Origin of the sequence: Bordetella sp. BOR01, assembly GCF_019218885.1 — a bacterium.
Lineage (GTDB): Bacteria > Pseudomonadota > Gammaproteobacteria > Burkholderiales > Burkholderiaceae_B > Bordetella_A.
Map to the genome: position 1 here is coordinate 565,582 of NZ_JAHUWT010000001.1, position 16,980 is coordinate 582,561.

Genomic DNA, 16,980 nt, shown 5'->3' on the forward strand with positions numbered 1-16,980 from the left:
CGGCCTCATGCGGTCTCGTGGTGTCCCGGCTGCTGGACGCTACAGCACGGCCTGGGTGCCCAGGATGGCGGTGGACTGGCTGGACAGCGTGCCGCCGTTGCCATGCACCAGCGCCGTGTGGGCATTGGCCACCTGTCGTTCGCCGCATTGGCCGCGCAACTGCCGCACGGCTTCGATGGTGATGAACATGCCGTACATGCCCGGATGTACGCACGACAGGCCGCCGCCGTTGGTGTTGACCGCCAGCCGGCCACCGGGAGCCAGCGCGCCGCCGCTGACGAAGGGGCCGCCTTCGCCTTTCTTGCAGAAGCCCAGGTCTTCCAGGAACAGGATGGGGTTGATCGTGAAGGCATCGTACAGTTCGACGACGTCGATGTCCTTGGGCTGTATGCCGGCCATGTCGAAGGCGATGGCGCCGGACTGGCTGGCCGCGGTGACGGTAAGGTCGTCCATGGACGAGATCTGCCGGTTCCAGCAAGCTGTGGAACTGCCCAGCACGTATACCGGCGTGTTGGGCAGGTCGCGCGCTCGGTCGGCGCGCACCAGCACATAGGCGCCGGCGCCGTCGGTGACCAGGCAACTGTCGCGCACGGTCAGCGGATCGGACACCATGCGCGAGGACAGCACCTCGTCGATGGTGAGCGGATCGCGCATATAGGCTTCCGGATTCAGCTGCGCCCATTTGCGCGCCGCCACGGCCACCTCGGCCAGTTGCTCGCGCGTGGTGCCGTACTGGTGCATGTGGCGCGCGGCCGCCAGCGCATACGAGCTGAGCGGGCTCAGGGGGTTGTAAGGGGCCTCGTAAGGTTGCGGGTCGAGCTTGCGGCGCGCATTGCCGATCTCGGCCCGGTTCAGCGTCGAGGTGCGCTGGGTGCTGCCGTAGCACACCAGCACGGCGTTGCATTGGCCGCTGGCCAGGGCCTGCAGGGCCGGCATCAGGTGGGCGACGAAGCTGGACCCGCCGATCATGGTGTTGTCGATGAAAGTGGGGCGTATGCCCAGGTGCTCGATGACGGGCATGGCCCACATGGTGGATGCCACGCTGGCGGTGGCAATACCATCGATATCGCGCATGGTCAGGCCGGCATCGGCCACGGCACGGTGGGCCGCCTGCACCAGGATTTCCATTTCGGTATAGCCGTGGGCCTCGCCCAGGCCGGCATGGCCCACGCCGACGATGGCGGCCGCGCCGCGCAGTCCAGGGTCGATCATGCGCGGCCTCCGGCGTGCTTGAATACCACCAGCTTGCTGTCGCCGGCATCGATCACATGGGCCTGCACCGCCATGCCGATGGCCACCGCCCCGGGCGCGATGCCGTCCACGCGGGACATCATGCGCACTCCTTCTTCCAGGTCGACCAGCGCCACGTTGTAGTCGCCGCCATGCTCGGCCTTGCGCCGCACGACGGTTGTGGAATAGATGGTGCCCTTGCCCGAGGGAGTGATCCAGTCCAGGCGATCGGCCCCGCAATGGGGGCAGATCATCCGGGGATAGAACACGGCCTGGGCACACGCCTGGCAGCGCTGGATCTGGAACCGGCCCTGGGCAAGCTGGTCGTGGTAGTGCTTTTCTGGGCCGGCGGGGGGCGCGGCCGTGGACTGGGACATGGTTGGCGCTTCCTTCGATAGGAACTCTGGCGATTGTGCGACGATCGCTCGCCCGCCGCCAATCTTGTTTTGCTTAGGGGGGCTTTTGCTGCGGTTAACAGGGCCATTGCGGCCGTGAATCTTCTTTCATTGCATTTCAGTTCCGCCCATCCGGCGTTCTTCGCAGCCGGCGCCTTGAGTCAGGTCAAGCCCGGCCCGGACGCCAGGCGCCAACATCCATGGATGTTCAATTCGACACCGGAGATATCAAATGAGCAGCACCCAGGCCAGCCATTGGCTCGATTCCCCACAAGGCTATGGTTCGATCAGCCGCTTTCTGCACTGGGGCATGGCCGCATTGTTTGCGTGGCAATTCATCAGTTCGGCCTTGCATGCCTGGAACCGCGAGGCCGAGATCTCGCGCTGGTTCTGGCCGTCGCATGTCTCGTTGGGGGTGCTGTTGTTGGTGCTGGTGGCAGCGCGCGCTGTCTGGGCCCTGGAAAACCAGCGGCGGCGCCCACCCACTGACGCGAACGTGTGGGGGCGCCTATCCTGTGCCGGGCATGCCGGTCTTTACGCCTTGATGTTCTGCGTGCCGCTGATCGCCATGCTGCGTTCGTACGGCCGCGGCAAGGGCCTGGCGGTATTCGGCATGCCGCTATTCGATGCGTCGGGGCGCGAGATCGCGTCGCTGGTCGCCCTGGGCAATGCGCTGCACGGCTGGCTGGGTTGGCTGCTGCTGGCGCTGGTGGTTGGGCACGTGGCGATGGTGGGCGTGCATCAGTACCTGTGGCGCGACCAGACGGCGGCCCGCATGCTGCGGCGCCGTTGAGCCTGCGTTGGTGGTCCCGGCCCCCATGGCCGGGACGCCGTTCAATCGAACACGTCGAACAGCACGTCGGCAACGATGGCGGTGCCGATGGCCACCAGGATCAAGTCGCTGCCCGCCATCCGCCACTCGTAGCCGGGGTGCACCGGCAAGCGGGCCAGCATCGACCTTGGCACCATCTTCTTGGCGATGCCCGGCGGCAGCGGTTTGCCGCGTGCCAGGTTCTTGCGTATGCCGGGCGGCAAGGACGAATACCCTGTCAGCCCGTAGTCGGTGGCATAGCCGCGCGCCATGGAAATACTGATGCCCGCGGTAGCCAGAGAAATCCCGATATTGACGTCCGGATCATTATTGCCTGAGCCTTTGCCCTGGTTGTTTCCGTTTCCCTTGTTTCCGTTATTGCCGTTGCCGCTATTGCCCTTGCTATTACCGCTGCCTTGGCCGGCATTGGCGGGCTTGCCCTTGCCTTCAGGCGGTGCGGCCAGCGCCAATCCGGCCAAGCCGATGCTGCAGGCGGCGGCAATAGTCAGGATGCTGGTACGGAAGCGCATGGTTGGAACCCCTTTTTTCAGGCGACTTGAGTGTAGTACGCACTTGCCAAGGGCGCACGGCATTCAGGTTTCCCAGCCGAAGACGCTGCGCCCGCCATAGGCGGCCGAGGCCTGTCGTTCCTGCTCGACAAATTCCGGTAGTGCAGGTCCCCGTGCCGCTTTTTCCAGGCGTCGCGCCTGCTGATCCAGCCGGCGCAAGGCCTGTAGCCGTTCGTCGTTGCCCAGGGCCGCCTTGCCGACGGCGCTTTTCAGGACGTTGATGGTCTGGTCGTATATTGCGCACGGCACGGGATAAGGGTGCCGGTCTTTGCCGCCATGGGCCAGCGAGAAGCGGGCCGGGTCCGAAAACCGGCATGGGGTGCCATGCACGACCTCGGCCACCAGCGCCAATGAACGCACGGTGCGGGCTCCTATGCCAGGGACGAGCAGCAGGTCGGCGAAATCGACCGGGCCACTTTCGGCGGCCGCGGCCAGGGCACCATGCAGGCGCTGCATGTTGACGTCTTTGGGCCGCACATCGTGATGCGCCGGCATGGCCAGATGGGGCAGCGACAATTGCGCCGGCTCGGGCGCGGGTGACGGCATTTCGGCAGGTGCTTGCTGCGCCGCCAGGATGGTGGCTTCCTGCACGATGAAGCCGGGGCCCTGCTCGTGCAGCAAGGCCAATTGGCCTTGCCGCGACGCCGCCGCGCGCCGGTCGGTAAGGTTGACGATGCGGCCCTGGTTGACGCCATCGATGGCGGCATGCGGTGCATCGACAAAGCTCTGCAGGTCTTCCGACAGCCAGTGGTAGCGGCGCGCCAGGCCGCTGCCGTCGTTCATGCCCTGTTGCACTACTGTCCAGTGGCCGTCGTCGGTGACGATGAAGCCGTGCAGGTACAGATCGAAGCCGTCTTGCACGGCGGCGCTGTCCACCTTGGCTACCAGCCGGCTGGCACGCGCCAGGGCGTCGCCATCGATGCCCACGCGTTCGCCCACGGTGGCCAGTTCGTGCGGCGTCTTGCGCGAATGCTGGCCGCGTCCGCCACAGACATGGATGCCCAGCTCGCCCGACAAGGGCTGCAGGCCGCGCTTGAGCGCGCCGATGACGCTGGTGGTGATGCCCGACGAATGCCAGTCCATGCCCATGACGGCGCCGAACGACTGGAACCAGAAAGGGTGCGCCAGCCGGCGCAGGAATTCGTCCCGGCCATAGTGGTGCACGATGGCCTGTGCGATGACGGCGCCCAGGCGCGACATGCGCTGGCCCAGCCAGGCCGGTACCCGGCCGCCATGCAAGGGCAAGTCGGCGCTGCCGGCGCGTCGCATGGTGTAACTCCGTAGATCGATACCGGGCTTCTATATTACTGAAGGCGGCGCGACGTTGCCCGCCCTTCAGTAAAAGAGCGCCCCGCAGGGCGCTCTGGTTGTGTGGTGAACCGCCAGGCTGTGTTATTCGTCGCCCAGGTGTTCGGGGTCCAGGTGCGGTACTGGCTTGCGGTGTACCAGCAGGGTGATACCCCACATCACCACGCCCAGCGCGAGCAGCCAGCCGGCTACCTGGTACTGGATGGGGTCGCGCCCGGTGAGCGGGGTAACCAGGAACAGGCAGGCGGCCGCACCCAGGCACGACAACACGGTATTGGCGCGGAAATGCTGGTGCTTGACCGGGTCGCGCCGCAAGACCAGCACGGCCACGTTGACGAAGGCAAACACGCCCAGCAGCAGCAGGGCGGTGGTGCCGCCCAGTGCACTGATCGCCTTCGAGTTGCTGGCCGACACCAGCAGGATGAGTCCCAGTGCCAGCGCGGTGGTGAACAGAATCGCCGACCAGGGGGTGCGGGTGCGGGTATGCACCGCCGCCAGGAACTTGGGCAGCACGCCCTGGCGCGACATGCCATACAGCAGCCGGCTGGCCATCATCATGTTGATCAGCGCCGAGTTCGCCACGGCGAACATCGAGATGATCGGCATGATGGTACCCATCGGCAGGTCGGGGGCGGCCCGCTGCACCACCAGCACCAGCGGCGTCGAGCTGGCGGCCAGTTCACCCACCGGGATCAGTGCCACGGCGCAGATCGACACCAGCACGTAGATGACTGCGGTAATGCCTAGCCCGGTCAGCATGACCTTGGGAAAGATCCGGTGCGGCTCGTGGACTTCTTCGGCCATGTTGACCGAGTCCTCGAAGCCGACCATGGCAAAGAATGCCAGGGCCGTGGCCGATGTAACGGCCAGGAACACGCTTTTGTTTTCCGGGGTCTCGAATGCCACGACGCGCGAGAAATCTGCCTGGCCGCCCGCCATGGCATAAAAGCCCAGCACGATGACCAGCAGCAGGCCGCTCAGCTCGACCAGGGTGAGCACCACGTTGGCTTTCACGCTTTCCGAGGCGCCGCGGAAGTTGACGATCATGACCAGCAGCATGAAGCCCAGCGCGCCCATCGTGACCAGCACGGGGTCGGCGTCCATGCCCATCGCGACGAACAGGTTGGCCGAAAAGGCGCGCGAAGCCGTGGCGGCCGAGGTCAGGCCGGAACACATCACGGTGAAGCAGACGATGAAGGTCAGGAAATGCACGCCGAAGGCTTTGTGCACATACAACGCCGCGCCGGCGGCACGGGGGTACTTGGTCACCAGTTCCAGGTAGGAAAAGGCTGTCAACAAGGCCACGATGAAGGCGACCAGGAAGGGGGCCCAGGCCGCGCCACCGACTTCGGCGGCCACCTGGCCTGTCAGCGCGTAGATCCCGGTGCCCAGGATATCGCCGATGATGAACAGTAGCAGTAGTTTCGGCCCCATCACCCGTTTCAACGGGGTGTGGTCCAGGCTGTCCTCGTTAGACATACTCCCTCTCCTCTGGTTCTAGTTCAAGGTGGCAAGTATGTTCCAGGAGGGGTTGGTCCGTCGCCGGTTCTGTGTCACCGTTTTTAACGAGAGGTTTCGGAAGTGGGTGCGGAGCAAAGGGCCGCATCCGCAGGCGGGGCGGGCCGCACGCACCAGTTGGCGCGGCCCGCCCCGCAGTGACGGTCATGCCGCGGCGCTGCGGTAGTCCGATGCGCTGAAAGAAATAGTAGTGGTCGCGGGCTCGGCCGCCGCCCCGGCTGCCGGGTCGCCGGCCGCCAGCGCTTCAGTGGTGGGCGTCGACGCTACGCCCAAAAGGAACAATTCGGCATGCACCAATGCATTTACAAAATCAGCCATGATGACTCCTGGATATAAGCATATATAGGATGATGGGATACAGCTTGTATGTATCTCCCGCGTCGATGGCATTCATGGTGCGTCAATCGTTGCGACGCGGTCCATTTGTTTTGCTTAATGGTGGCGATTGCCTTCTTTTTCCCTGCCACGGCCATGGCTATTTACCGTGGCCCCAGACGTGGTGCTCGCGCGGCGTATCCAGGCGGTAGTCGCTATAACCGAGCGTGAAGAATTCGCGGCCCAGGGCTTCGGCCGCCGCAAGCGGCTGACGTGGATCGCGTGCCACTTCACCGCGGCTGTTGCCAATGCCGTGCACCACGCCCACGAACTGCGAGTGCGTATAGCGGGCGAATTCCTGGATCTGGTGCGTGATGCCCATGCCGGCACCGGGATAGCTTTCTTCGGATGCCAGGGTCAGCCCCAGCCGCTTGTCGGCCATGCCCGCCAGCACCTTGCGCGAGCGCGGATGCGAGGCCGCGTAATAGGTGAATGAGCGGTCGAAGAAGGCCTTGGTCTGTGCCGACATGCCATACCAGTACACGGGCGTGCAGAACACGATGCCCTGGGCGGGCAGGAATAAATCCAGGAACAGTTCGCCATAGCGGTCGTCTGGCTGGGCGACGGCATCGCCGGCGCGCTCGTCGCGCAGGAATCCGCTGATGAAATCATCCAGGAAATGCACGGCGACCGGCGTGCCCGCCTGCTGGGCGCCACGCTCGACAGCTTGCGCCAGCAAGGCGCTGTTGCCGTCGCGGCGAGGGCTGCCGACCAGCACCAGCAGGCGCGGGGAAGAGGGCGAAACAGATGAATCCATATTATCTTCCATAATAAGAAATTAAACCGATGGTGTGGATAGAATGTAGGTTTTGATCCGGCGATCGGCAATTGAGCAAAGTTCGCCCAGGATGAATTCAGATCATCTATACGGAAACCCATGTTCGCCCATTTGCCTGTCGGCGCCTTGCGCGCCTTCGAGTCCGCCGCACGGCTGCAAAGCTTCAAGCGCGCGGCGGCCGAATTGCACGTGACGCCCACGGCCATATCGCACCAGATGAAGGCGCTCGAGCAGCGCCTGGGGTTGCCTTTGTTCGAGCGCCGGGCGCGCGGCGTCAGCCTGACTGCCGGCGGCGACATGCTGTTTCGTTGCGTGCACGGGGCATGGCTGGATATTGCCCAGGCCTTGCAGCGCCTGCAGCCCGCGCTGAGCGCCAGCGCGCTGAACGTATCGACCACGCATTCGTTTGCCGCCCTGTGGCTGGTGCCGCGGCTGGGGCGGTTTCATGATGCGTGGCCGCAATACCAGGTCAGCCTGTCCAGCACGCCCCATGTGGTGGACCTGGGCCAGGACGCGACGGTGGATGTGGCCATCCGCTATGGCACCCGCGCCTATCCCGGGCTGACGACCGTATGCGCCTTGCCCGAGCGGTTTGGCGTGTACGGTGCGCCCGCCCAGGTGGCTGCGCTGCGGCCGGCGCGGCGCCCGCCGTTGATCAGCGTGCACTGGCGCGATTCGCGCCTGTATGAGGACGGATGGCGCCACTGGTGCACCCGTGCCGGCCTGGACTGGCTGCGCACGCGTGGCCCCGATCGTGTCTACGAAGAAGAAAACTACGCCTTGCAGGCGGCAGTAGCCGGGCAGGGCCTGGTGCTGGCCAGTTCCATCATGGCCTCGGAACTGGTGGCCAATGGGCTGCTGGCGCCATACCGGCCCGAGCTCGACGTGCCGGGCGCGGCGTATACGGCATTGTGCGCGCCGGGCCGCGAACGGCATCCGCCGGTGCGGGCGTTCCTGCAATGGCTGGAACGCGAGATGTTGCCGGCAGTAGGCTCGACCGATGGCCATGCCGTGGGTTAGCGCGCAGGCGCCGGGCATGCGGATTGCTGTCTGTCATGCGGCGGGTTTCCCGGCATGACGGAAAGCCGCCTACCAACAAGCGCTCGGTGCGCCGTAACGGAGGCCTTATGAAATTACGTAATCTGACGCTAGGCATGTTCGCTGCTGGCGCAATGCTGGTGACCGGCGCGAGCATGGCCCAATCCCAGCCTTCCACGCCGGCACCCGCCACCCAAGAGGCTGCCAAGCAGCAATTGGATGGCGACGATAAGGATTTCCTGGAAAATGCCGCGCAGGCGGGGCATGCGGAAATCGAGGGCAGCAAGATGGCGCAAGAGAAAGCCAAGAACCCTGATGTCAAAGCCTTTGCCGATAAAATGGTCCAGGACCACACCAAGGTCGGCCAAGAGCTGGCCGCGTTGGCCAGCCAGAAAGGCTACACCCCGCCAGAGGGTCCGTCGCTGATCCAGAAGGCCAAGATCAAGACACTGAGCCTGACCGATGATGGTTTTGACGAGATGTACATCGACCAGATCGGCGTGTCGGCCCACGAGGGCGCCGTGAAGCTGTTCCAGGATGCCTCGGCCAATGCCAAGGACCCCGATGTCAAGGCGTTCGCGGCCAAGAACCTGCCGGCGTTGCAGGAGCACTTGGCCATGGCCAAAGAGCTGCAGGAAAAGGTGAAGGCCCACAAGTAGGAAACCACGCGGGACCACGGCAGTCGTTGCCGGGTACCAGGCCCTTGCAGGATGCCTGGCACCTGGCAAATTTCAATCACGCCCTCAAGCTGGGCCCGCCGCCTTGCCCCGGACTTCGACGCCGGCATCCGCTTCCACGTAGCGGATGATTTCGGTCATGTCGGCCTGTTCGCCGTACTTGTCCCGGGTGGCATTGAGCAACTGGCGCACTGCGTCGCCCACGCGCAGCGGCACGCCCAGCCGCTCGCTTTCTTCCAGGCACAGGCGCACGTCTTTGGCCGACAGGCCGATGGCAAAGCCGAAACCGAAACTGCGGCTCAGCACGTATTTCGGGATCTTGTCTTCGGACGCGTTACTGCGGCCCGAGCCGGCATTGATGATCTGCACCATGATGTCCGGATCCAGGCCGGCCTTGGCGCCCAGCACCAGGGTTTCCGACGTGATGGCCAGGGCGGTCACCGAGACCAGGTTGTTGATGACCTTCATGGTCTGGGCCATGCCTGGCCGCTCGCCCACATACATGGCGCGGCCCAGTACCGACAATACAGGCTGCACTGCCTGGTAGTGCTCGGGGGCGCCCGCCACCATCAGCGCCAGGCTGCCGCGTTCGGCGCCGGTCACGCCACCGCTGACCGGGCAATCGATAACGGCGATGCCGCGCGCCTGCAGGCCGGCGGCCAGCTGTTCGGCAGCCTGCGGGCCGGTGGTCGACAAATCGATCACGGTCTTGACCGCCGCGCCGTGCACCAGGCCATCGCTGCCCAGGCCGACTGCGGTGACGACCTCGGGCAGGGGCAGGGACATCAGTACCGTGTGGGCCGCGTCGGCCACTTCGCGCGGGCTGGCGGCAATGCGAGCGCCGGCGGCGGCCAGGGGGGCCGTGGCCTGCGGGTTGGTGTCATAAATGGTCAGGTCATAGCCGGCTTGCAGCAGGCGGGCGGCCATCGGTGCGCCCATGCGGCCGATGCCGACGAATCCAAGAGTATCTTTATGTTCAGTGCTCATGATGGTTTGGCTATACAGAAAGAAAAAGGGAATCGGTCAGGCGGCAGTCCAGCCGCCATCGATGGGCAGCACCGCGCCGGTGATATCGCGGCCGGCATCGCTGCATAAGAAGCCGATCAGCGCCGCCACGTTTTCCATGTCGACGAAACGGCCGGTGGGTTGCCGGTCAGCCAGGTAATCGCTTTGCGCCTGCTGTTCGGTAATGCCTTGTTCGCGTGCGATGCCGGCTATGCGCGTCACAATGGCCGGCGTAGGTACGGTGCCGGGCGACACCGCATTGCAGGTGATGCCGTCTTGTGCGGTTTCCATGGCCAGCGCGCGGGTCAGGCCGATGAGCGCGGTCTTGGTGGTGATGTAGCCAATACGGTTGGCGGTGGCCCCCATGCCATAGACAGACGACATATTGACGATGCGGCCCCATCCGCGTGCGCGCATGCCCGGCAGGGCAAGGCGGGCCAGGTGGAAGGCGGCCGACAGGTTGACGGCGAGCGCTTCGTCCCAGTGATGGCGGGGCAGGGTGTCGGCAGGGCCGAAGTGGCGTATCACGGCATTGTTGACCACGATATCGATGCCGCCGAATGCGCGCTGGGCCGCCTGCGCCATGGCCTCGATCTGGTCCACCTCGTTCAGGTCGGCCGCCTGCAGCAGCACGTCGATGCCATGGCGCTGCGCCAGTTCGGCTTGCGCATGCCGTGCCTGCTCGTCTTCATGCAGGGTGTGCAGCACGATGCGCGCCCCGGCCGCGGCCAGGTGGCCCGCAATGGCCAGCCCCAGGCTGGTGGTCGAGCCGGTGATCAGGGCGCTGCGGCCGTGCAGGAAGGCGGGGCCGCCGCTCATGCGGGTTCCGCGGGCGGCACGTCCAGGCGCACCGCCTTGCCTTGCAGCTCGGCGCTGGCGGCCGGATAGCGCTGCATGACCTGCGGGTCGTGTCCGGGCACGATATGGGCTTCGCTGTCGGCCAGCCGGCGCACCAGCTGGTGGCCTTCCAGCATGTCGCCCACGTTGTATACCGCCGGGAACGGCACGCCGTGTCCGATGTTGCCGTACAAGTGCGTGGCATCCGAGGCCAGCACGACCCAGCCGCGCTGGGTCCAGACGCGCACGATCTGCAGGCCCGCGGTGTGGCCGCCGACCAGGTGCACCGACAGTCCGGGCGCCAGTTCGGCCCGCCCGCTGTGGAATCGCACGCGTCCCGCATAGACCTTGCGCACGAATGCCACCACATCTTCGACGTAATAGGGGTGGCGCAGCGTGCCGTGGCACATGCAGCGGCCGGTGGCATAGGCCGGTTCGGCGTCCTGGATATGGAAGGTGGCGGCCGGGAAGTCGTTCAACGTACCGGCATGATCGTAGTGCAAGTGCGTGATGATGACGTCGGGCACTTGCGCCGCGTCGATGCCCAGCAAGGCCAGCCCGTCGGCGGGGCGCAGCAGCAATTCGCGGCCGCGCTGGCGCGCGGAGTCGGCGTCGAAGCCCGTGTCGACCACGAAGATCTCATCGTCCCGGCGTGCCACCCAGATGTAGTAATCCAGGTCGGAATCGGCATCGTGGAAGTCGACGTTGCCCAGGTAGTTGTCGGCCGGGCTGCGGCCGCCATGGCGCGCATAGCGGATGGCGTAGACCTCGAACGGGGCAAGGGGGGCGGTCAAGGTTTGTCTCCTTGTAGCGCAGCAGCGCTGCGATGCGGGGTTTGAGCCTCTGATTGGTAGGATTGTATTATAGTATTAGCAAAAATACCAAAGCCCGGCAGCATGCCATGCGTGCCGGGGCGGGGAACGCAGGCTGCTTATTCAGCCGTGATGGCAGCCTGGGTTTCGCGCAGGATCTTGATTGCCACGCGGGCGGCGTTGCGCACATGCAGGCTGCCGGCCTTGCGGGCGGCGCGGCCATCGCGGGCGGCCAGGGCTTCCAGCAATTCGCCCAGTTCAGCCAGGCTTTTCTTGGCACGCCCCGGCGCCTGCATGGATGTGGAACGCAGCAGCATGACGCGCGAGTTCAACAGCCGCAACGTGGTGGTCAGGGCTTCATTGCCCGCCCCGTCGAGCAACTGCTGGTAGAAATAGTTCTTGGCCGACAGTTGTTCCAGCGACCCGCCTTGCGTGAAGGCGCGCTTGAGCGACTGGAAGGCATTTTGCAGCGCCTTGAGTTGTTCGTCGGTGGCCCGCTCGGCGAACAGTTGGCAGGCCAGGCCCTCGAGTTCTTCGCGCACCTGGTAGATGCCTTCGGCCTGTTCGGGCAACAGGCGGTCGACGACGGGGCCGCGATGCGGGATGACGTGGATGAGCCCTTCGGATTCCAGTTGCCGCAGGGCTTCGCGCACCAGTGTGCGGCTGACGCCGGTCATTTCGCACAGTTCGCGTTCGGGCAAGCGCTCGCCCGGCTGAAAGCGGCCCACCAGGATGGCGTTGCGGATGCTTTCGGTGACGCTGTGACGCAGCACCGAAGCGGCGCGTGGAACTTTGAAATCGGCGGGGAGCTCGGCGGCTTTCATGCGGTCGGTGGCAGTGGGTCGGCAGTCGGAATCAGTGTACTGATATGGCCGCATTTTAGCTGTACTTCCTGTATGCGATGGGATTGCTGCGCGGCGTGGGGCAGCGGCGCAACCGTCGGACGATGCGGCCCGTGCGCCAGCTTGCAGAAAAATGAGTATTCAATCATACAATATGTTTATAATACCGAAAATCCTGCCCGCGGCCTTTTTCAGCGTCGACGGGCATACCAGAAGAATGCCGTCGGCAGCACGGCGGCAAGGAGACAACGCGACATGCAGGCAGGTAGTCCGTCCGGTATTTCCCAGGCCCTGGCGCAGTTCATCGCCGCGTGCCGGTGGGAAGACATTCCCGATCCGATCCGCCACGAGGCGCGCCGGTCGTTGGTGAACTATTTCGCGGTGGCCCTGGCGGGGGCGCAAGATCCCACGCTGGACATTGCGGTGGCTACCTACGGGCGTTTTGCGGCCGGGCAGCAGGCCGGCCTGGTGGGGCGCCCCGAGCGGTTCGATATGCTCAATGCCGCGGCTTTGAATGCCATGGCTGCGAACGTGTACGACTTCGACGATACGCACCATCCCACCATCATTCACCCCACGGCGCCCGTGGCGCCGCCGCTGTTTGCGCTGGCCCAGGCCCAGCCCATGAGCGGGGCCGAACTGCTGCTGGCTTTCGTGCTGGGCGTCGAAGCCGAGTGCCGGCTGGGCAATGCGGTTTCGCCGGGCCACTATGCGCGCGGCTGGCACATCACTTCGACATGCGGTGTGTTCGGGGCCGCCATGGCGGCCGGCAAGTTTTTGAAGCTGACGCCCGAGGCCCTGGTCTGGGCGCTGGGGTCGGCGGCCAGCCAGGCGGGCGGCTTGGTAGAGACGCTGGGCACCATGGCCAAGAGCGTGGGCGTGGGCAATGCCGCGCGCAACGGCCTGTTGGCGGCATTGCTGGCGCAACAAGGTTTCGATGGGCCGGCCGCGCCGCTGGAAGGGCCGCGCGGTTTCCTGCGCGTGGCCGCCGACCAACCCGACCTGGCCGCTGTCACGCACGAATTGGGCGGGCACTGGCAGTTGGCCGATAACACCTACAAGCCTTACCCATGTGGCGTCGTTCTCAACCCGGTCATCGACGCCTGCCTGGTTCTTGCCGCCGATAAGCGGCTGGCCGGCGCGGGCTTGGCGGATATCGAGCACGTCACGCTGACGGGACACCCGCTGCTGCGTCAGCGTACCGACCGGCCCGGGGTGGCCACCGGCCGCGAATCGCAGGTCAGCGCCCAGCACGCGGCAGCCGTCGTGCTGGCGCGTGGGCGGGCCGGCCTGGCCGAATTCAGCGATGCGGCGGTATGCGAACCCGTCCTGCGCGAGCTGGGGGCCAAAGTGGTGGTGCGCGAAGACGACAGCTACTCGGTCGACGGCGTGCAAGTGCGGATCGCATTGCGCGGCGGCGCGGAACTGGTGCACCGGGTGGATGCGGCGCGCGGCTCGGCGGCACGCCCGCTGAGCGATGGCGAACTTGAACAGAAGTTGCGCGACCTGGGCCGCGCAGGCAGGCCCGGCTGGGATCCCGGACCATTGATCGATGCGCTGTGGCACCTGGATGACGCGCGCGACGCGGCGCGGGTGATGGCCCTGGCGGCTTGATTGCCAACGAGTCGGCGCGCCGCCGGCGCGCCACGCATGAAGCATGGAAAAGGAGGCGACATGAAGTGGCAGCAGTACACACGCCTGGCGGTGCTGGCCTTGGCCGGCTTCGCGCTGGCGCAACCCGCAAGCGCGGATTTTCCCGACAAGCCCTTGCGCATCGTGGTGCCGTTCGCCGCCGGCGGCGGTGTCGACGCATTGACCCGGCCGTTCGCCCAGGAACTGGGCACCCTGCTGGGGCAGACCGTGGTGGTCGAGAACAAGGCCAGCGCCACTGGCCAGATCGGTGCAGCCGAAGTGGCACGTTCGGCGCCCGATGGCTATACGCTGCTGCTCAGTTCCGCGGCGTTCGCCACGACACCGGCGTTCTATCCGGAAGCACCTTATGACCCGGTCAAGGATTTCGTGCCGATCACGATCGTGGCCGCGGCCCCGCAAGTGGTGGTCACCAGCAAGAAATTCAAGGCCAAGAGCGTGGCCGACCTGGTGCGCATGGCCAAGGCGGGCGAACCCATCAATGTCGCGCTCAGCGGCATTACCGGCATGCAGGCGCTGGCCACCGAAATGATCGCCGCCGAAGCGGGCGTGACCTTCACCAAGGTGCCCTACAAAGGGGCGGGTGCGGCGTTCAAGGATTTGATCAGCGGCGAGGTCGACGTGATGGTCGACAACCCCGCCTCGTCGCTGCCGCACGTACGCGCCGGCAGTCTCGACCTGATCGCCACGACCGGGCCGAAGCGCATGGCCTCGGTGCCCGATACGCCCACGGTGGCCGAGACACTGCCGGGCGTCGAGGCCCGCAACTGGTTCATCCTGGCCGCTCCGGCCGGCACGCCGGCTGCGGTGATCGAGGCGCTGAACCAGGCCGCAGTGAAGGTGGCGGCCGGGCCGGCGATGCAGCGCTTCTTTGACCGCGATGGAACCGAAGCGGTGGCCAATTCGCCGACGCAGGCCCAGGAATACTTGCGCGACGAGATCGCCAAGTGGGGAAAGATCGTCAAGGACCGCAACCTGCAGCCCTGAACCGGGCACGGAGCATGACATGGGAAGACTGGATGGCAAGACGGCGGTCGTGACCGGTGCCGCCGGCGGTATCGGAAAAGAGATCGCCAGCGCCTATGCGCGCGAAGGCGCACGGGTAGGCATGCTGGACAACAATGCGGCCTTGTTGGCGCAAGCGGTGGCCACGGTGCCGGGCGCGAGCGCCCTGGTTTGCGATGTGGCCGATCGCGCGGCGGTGCGTACCGCTATCGACGGCTACGCGGAACAGGCCGGCGGCCTGGACATCCTGGTGAACAACGCGGCCTATTTCTATTACGGCCTCTTGACCGACATGCCCGAGGCGGTGGTGGACAAGATGATCGATGTGGGGCTGAAGGGCGCCCTGTGGTCGCTGCAGGCCGCCACGCCGCACCTGGCCGCGCGCGGCGGCGGCGCCGTCATCAATCTGTCGTCGGTGGCTGTCTCGGTGGCAATCAAGCATGCCGCGGTCTATAGCTGCATCAAGGGCGCGCTCGATACCCTGACGCGCCAGCAGGCAGTGGAACTGGGGCCGCTGGGCATCCGCGTCAACGCCCTGGCACCCGGGCCGGTGGTGACGCCGGGCGCCAGTTCGGTCATCGATGCACAGGGCTGGGAGGCGCGTCGCGCGCGCACCCCCCTGCGCAGATTGGCCGAAGGAGCTGATATCGGCGCCACGGCGGTCTTTCTTGCATCGGACGAGTCGCTGTCCATTGCCGGCGTCACGCTGAAAATCGATGGTGCCCTGACCGTAATGGGCTACTAGTACGTGCCTTGCGGGAACCACGTATGGAAAACACAACAATGCAAGACGTGGAGAGCAGGGCGGGCCGCCTGGTACGCGATGCGCTGGCGCCACGGTCATTCCGCCGCGCGACACTGCAGCAGGCCAGGCGCTGCCTGCTGGATTACCTGTCGTGCGCGTTCGAGGCGCTACCCTTGCCCTGGAGCGAGCAGGCCGTCGTACTGGCCGTCCCTGCGGCCGGCGGCGCCCATGTGATCGGCCGCGCCGGTACGCGCCGGCCGGATGCCGCGGCGTTCGCCAATGCCGTGGCCGGCCATGGGCTGGTGCGCGAGGACATGCATGCGGGCAGTGTTGCGCACTTGGGGGTCGTGGTCTGGCCCACGGTGCTTGCCCTGGCGCAGCAACAGCCTGTGTCCGGCGCCCAGGTGCTGGAGGCTGCCATCGTGGGCTACGAAACGGGCGCCCGCCTGGGCCGTGCCGTGATGACGCCGGCGCTGGCACGCCTGTTCCGGCCGACCGGGCTGGTGGGGCCATTTGCCGCCGCCATGGCCGGCGCGCGCCTGGCGGGCTTCGATGAGATCCGCGCCCGGCACGCCTTTGCCCTGGCCGGCAACTGCTGCGCCGGGCTGAACGAATGGGCGCATACCGGAGGCAGCGAAATGTACTTCCATCCGGGCTTCGTGGTGCGCAACGCCTGGGCCTGCCTGGAGCTGGCACGCCACGGCGCGCATGCCTCGGCATCCATCCTGGAGGGGCAGGCGGGTTTCTTCCATGCCTATGCCCGCGCGCCGATGCAGGACGACATCGTGCTGTTCGCCGATGGGCAGGCAGAGATCGAGCAAGTATTCAACAAGCCGGCGCCGGCCTGCAATTTCGCGCAGTCGCCCTGCCAGGCAGCCCTGCAGGCTGTTCAACAGGCCGGCGCGCGCCGTATCGCCGCGGTGCGCATAGACACCACGCAAGCCGCCGTGCACTACCCGGGCTGCGATGCCATCGGGCCGTTCCAGTATGCCTTGCAGGCAAAGATGAGCATCCCTTTCGGCGTGGCGGCCACGCTGGCCCGCGGCGCCATTGCCGAAGACAACTACCGGCGCCTGGACGATCCCGAGATCGCGCGGCTGGTCTCGGTCACCACCTTGTGCGCCGATGCGGCCTACAGCGCGGCTTTCCCGGCACGCCAGGGAGCCAGGGTGACGCTGCAGTTCGACGATGGCGGCACGGCCAGCGCCGCGCTGGACGATGTGGTGGCGGCCGACGATGCGCTGATACGCCAGCGGTTTCGCCTGGCGGCCGCCGCGGTGCTGGGCGCCGACGCCGCCGCGCGCATCGAAGGCCTGGTCGATTGCTACGAACAAGTGGACGATGCCGCCGAGCTGCCGCGGCTGTGTGCCGCCGGCGCCTGATCG

Annotated in this window: 18 protein-coding genes; 7 read left to right on the plus strand and 11 right to left on the minus strand. The window is 66.0% G+C overall.

All coding sequences use genetic code 11. The features are described 5' to 3' along the window. Positions 1–39: 39 nt before the first annotated feature. Positions 40–1,212, minus strand: coding sequence for a thiolase (locus tag KW845_RS02690; RefSeq protein WP_218367625.1), 1,173 nt, complete (start codon positions 1,210–1,212; stop codon positions 40–42). After that, positions 1,209–1,607 carry a Zn-ribbon domain-containing OB-fold protein gene (locus KW845_RS02695; protein WP_218367626.1) on the minus strand — a complete coding sequence of 133 codons (399 nt, stop codon included), beginning with the start codon at positions 1,605–1,607 and terminating at the stop codon, positions 1,209–1,211. The genes KW845_RS02690 and KW845_RS02695 overlap by 4 nt, the downstream gene beginning before the upstream one ends. Positions 1,608–1,857: 250 nt before the next feature. On the opposite strand from KW845_RS02695, the gene KW845_RS02700 reads away from it, so the two are divergent. Next, positions 1,858–2,418 carry a cytochrome b gene (locus KW845_RS02700; RefSeq protein WP_218367627.1) on the plus strand — a complete coding sequence of 187 codons (561 nt, stop codon included), beginning with the start codon at positions 1,858–1,860 and terminating at the stop codon, positions 2,416–2,418. 41 nt (positions 2,419–2,459) lie between these two features. Here KW845_RS02700 and KW845_RS02705 read toward each other — a convergent pair whose 3' ends face one another. The 5 genes from KW845_RS02705 to KW845_RS02725 all read right to left on the minus strand — a co-directional run bounded on the left by KW845_RS02705 (position 2,460) and on the right by KW845_RS02725 (position 6,963). Further along, the gene (locus KW845_RS02705) at positions 2,460–2,966 is read right to left on the minus strand and encodes an anti-virulence regulator CigR family protein (RefSeq protein ID WP_218367628.1); all 507 of its coding nucleotides are present in this window, start codon (positions 2,964–2,966) and stop codon (positions 2,460–2,462) included. A gap of 63 nt (positions 2,967–3,029) precedes the next feature. Further along, positions 3,030–4,274: a DUF763 domain-containing protein gene (locus tag KW845_RS02710; protein WP_218367629.1), complete on the minus strand. Its 1,245-nt coding sequence runs from the start codon at positions 4,272–4,274 to the stop codon at positions 3,030–3,032. 123 nt (positions 4,275–4,397) lie between these two features. Further along, entirely contained in the window at positions 4,398–5,792 is a 1,395-nt protein-coding gene (locus KW845_RS02715) for an APC family permease (protein WP_218367630.1), read from the minus strand. A 183-nt stretch (positions 5,793–5,975) separates the two neighbouring features. Next, entirely contained in the window at positions 5,976–6,149 is a 174-nt protein-coding gene (locus KW845_RS02720; RefSeq protein WP_218367631.1) for a hypothetical protein, read from the minus strand. A 157-nt stretch (positions 6,150–6,306) separates the two neighbouring features. Next, the gene (locus KW845_RS02725; RefSeq protein WP_218367632.1) at positions 6,307–6,963 is read right to left on the minus strand and encodes a flavodoxin family protein; all 657 of its coding nucleotides are present in this window, start codon (positions 6,961–6,963) and stop codon (positions 6,307–6,309) included. A 120-nt stretch (positions 6,964–7,083) separates the two neighbouring features. Here KW845_RS02725 and KW845_RS02730 point away from each other — a divergent pair, with 120 nt between their 5' ends. Both KW845_RS02730 and KW845_RS02735 read left to right on the plus strand, forming a co-directional pair. Then, entirely contained in the window at positions 7,084–8,004 is a 921-nt protein-coding gene (locus KW845_RS02730) for a LysR substrate-binding domain-containing protein (protein ID WP_218367633.1), read from the plus strand. A gap of 107 nt (positions 8,005–8,111) precedes the next feature. Next, entirely contained in the window at positions 8,112–8,681 is a 570-nt protein-coding gene (locus KW845_RS02735) for a DUF4142 domain-containing protein (RefSeq protein ID WP_218367634.1), read from the plus strand. A gap of 84 nt (positions 8,682–8,765) precedes the next feature. Here the strand turns inward: KW845_RS02735 and KW845_RS02740 are convergent, their stop codons facing one another. The 4 genes from KW845_RS02740 to KW845_RS02755 all read right to left on the minus strand — a co-directional run bounded on the left by KW845_RS02740 (position 8,766) and on the right by KW845_RS02755 (position 12,177). Next, on the minus strand, positions 8,766–9,686 hold the full coding sequence (locus KW845_RS02740) for an NAD(P)-dependent oxidoreductase (protein ID WP_218367635.1): 921 nt from the start codon (positions 9,684–9,686) through the stop codon (positions 8,766–8,768). Positions 9,687–9,722: 36 nt separating this feature from the next. Next, positions 9,723–10,523: an SDR family oxidoreductase gene (locus KW845_RS02745; protein WP_218367636.1), complete on the minus strand. Its 801-nt coding sequence runs from the start codon at positions 10,521–10,523 to the stop codon at positions 9,723–9,725. After that, complete coding sequence (locus KW845_RS02750) at positions 10,520–11,335, minus strand: N-acyl homoserine lactonase family protein (RefSeq protein WP_218367637.1); 816 nt, start codon at positions 11,333–11,335, stop codon at positions 10,520–10,522. Before KW845_RS02750 ends, KW845_RS02745 begins: the two co-directional genes overlap by 4 nt. A 137-nt stretch (positions 11,336–11,472) precedes the next feature. Then, on the minus strand, positions 11,473–12,177 hold the full coding sequence (locus KW845_RS02755; protein ID WP_218367638.1) for a GntR family transcriptional regulator: 705 nt from the start codon (positions 12,175–12,177) through the stop codon (positions 11,473–11,475). 273 nt (positions 12,178–12,450) lie between these two features. Between KW845_RS02755 and KW845_RS02760 the strand changes: the two genes are divergently transcribed. The 4 genes from KW845_RS02760 to KW845_RS02775 are packed head-to-tail and all read left to right on the plus strand — an operon-like array spanning position 12,451 to position 16,977. Next, positions 12,451–13,809 carry an MmgE/PrpD family protein gene (locus KW845_RS02760; protein WP_218367639.1) on the plus strand — a complete coding sequence of 453 codons (1,359 nt, stop codon included), beginning with the start codon at positions 12,451–12,453 and terminating at the stop codon, positions 13,807–13,809. Positions 13,810–13,869: 60 nt separating this feature from the next. Then, on the plus strand, positions 13,870–14,832 hold the full coding sequence (locus KW845_RS02765) for a tripartite tricarboxylate transporter substrate binding protein (protein ID WP_218367640.1): 963 nt from the start codon (positions 13,870–13,872) through the stop codon (positions 14,830–14,832). 19 nt (positions 14,833–14,851) lie between these two features. Further along, positions 14,852–15,595, plus strand: coding sequence for an SDR family NAD(P)-dependent oxidoreductase (locus KW845_RS02770; RefSeq protein WP_218367641.1), 744 nt, complete (start codon positions 14,852–14,854; stop codon positions 15,593–15,595). Between the two features lie 23 nt (positions 15,596–15,618). After that, positions 15,619–16,977, plus strand: a complete 1,359-nt coding sequence (locus tag KW845_RS02775; protein WP_255592336.1) for an MmgE/PrpD family protein — start codon at positions 15,619–15,621, stop codon at positions 16,975–16,977. The last annotated feature ends 3 nt before the right edge of the window (positions 16,978–16,980 follow it).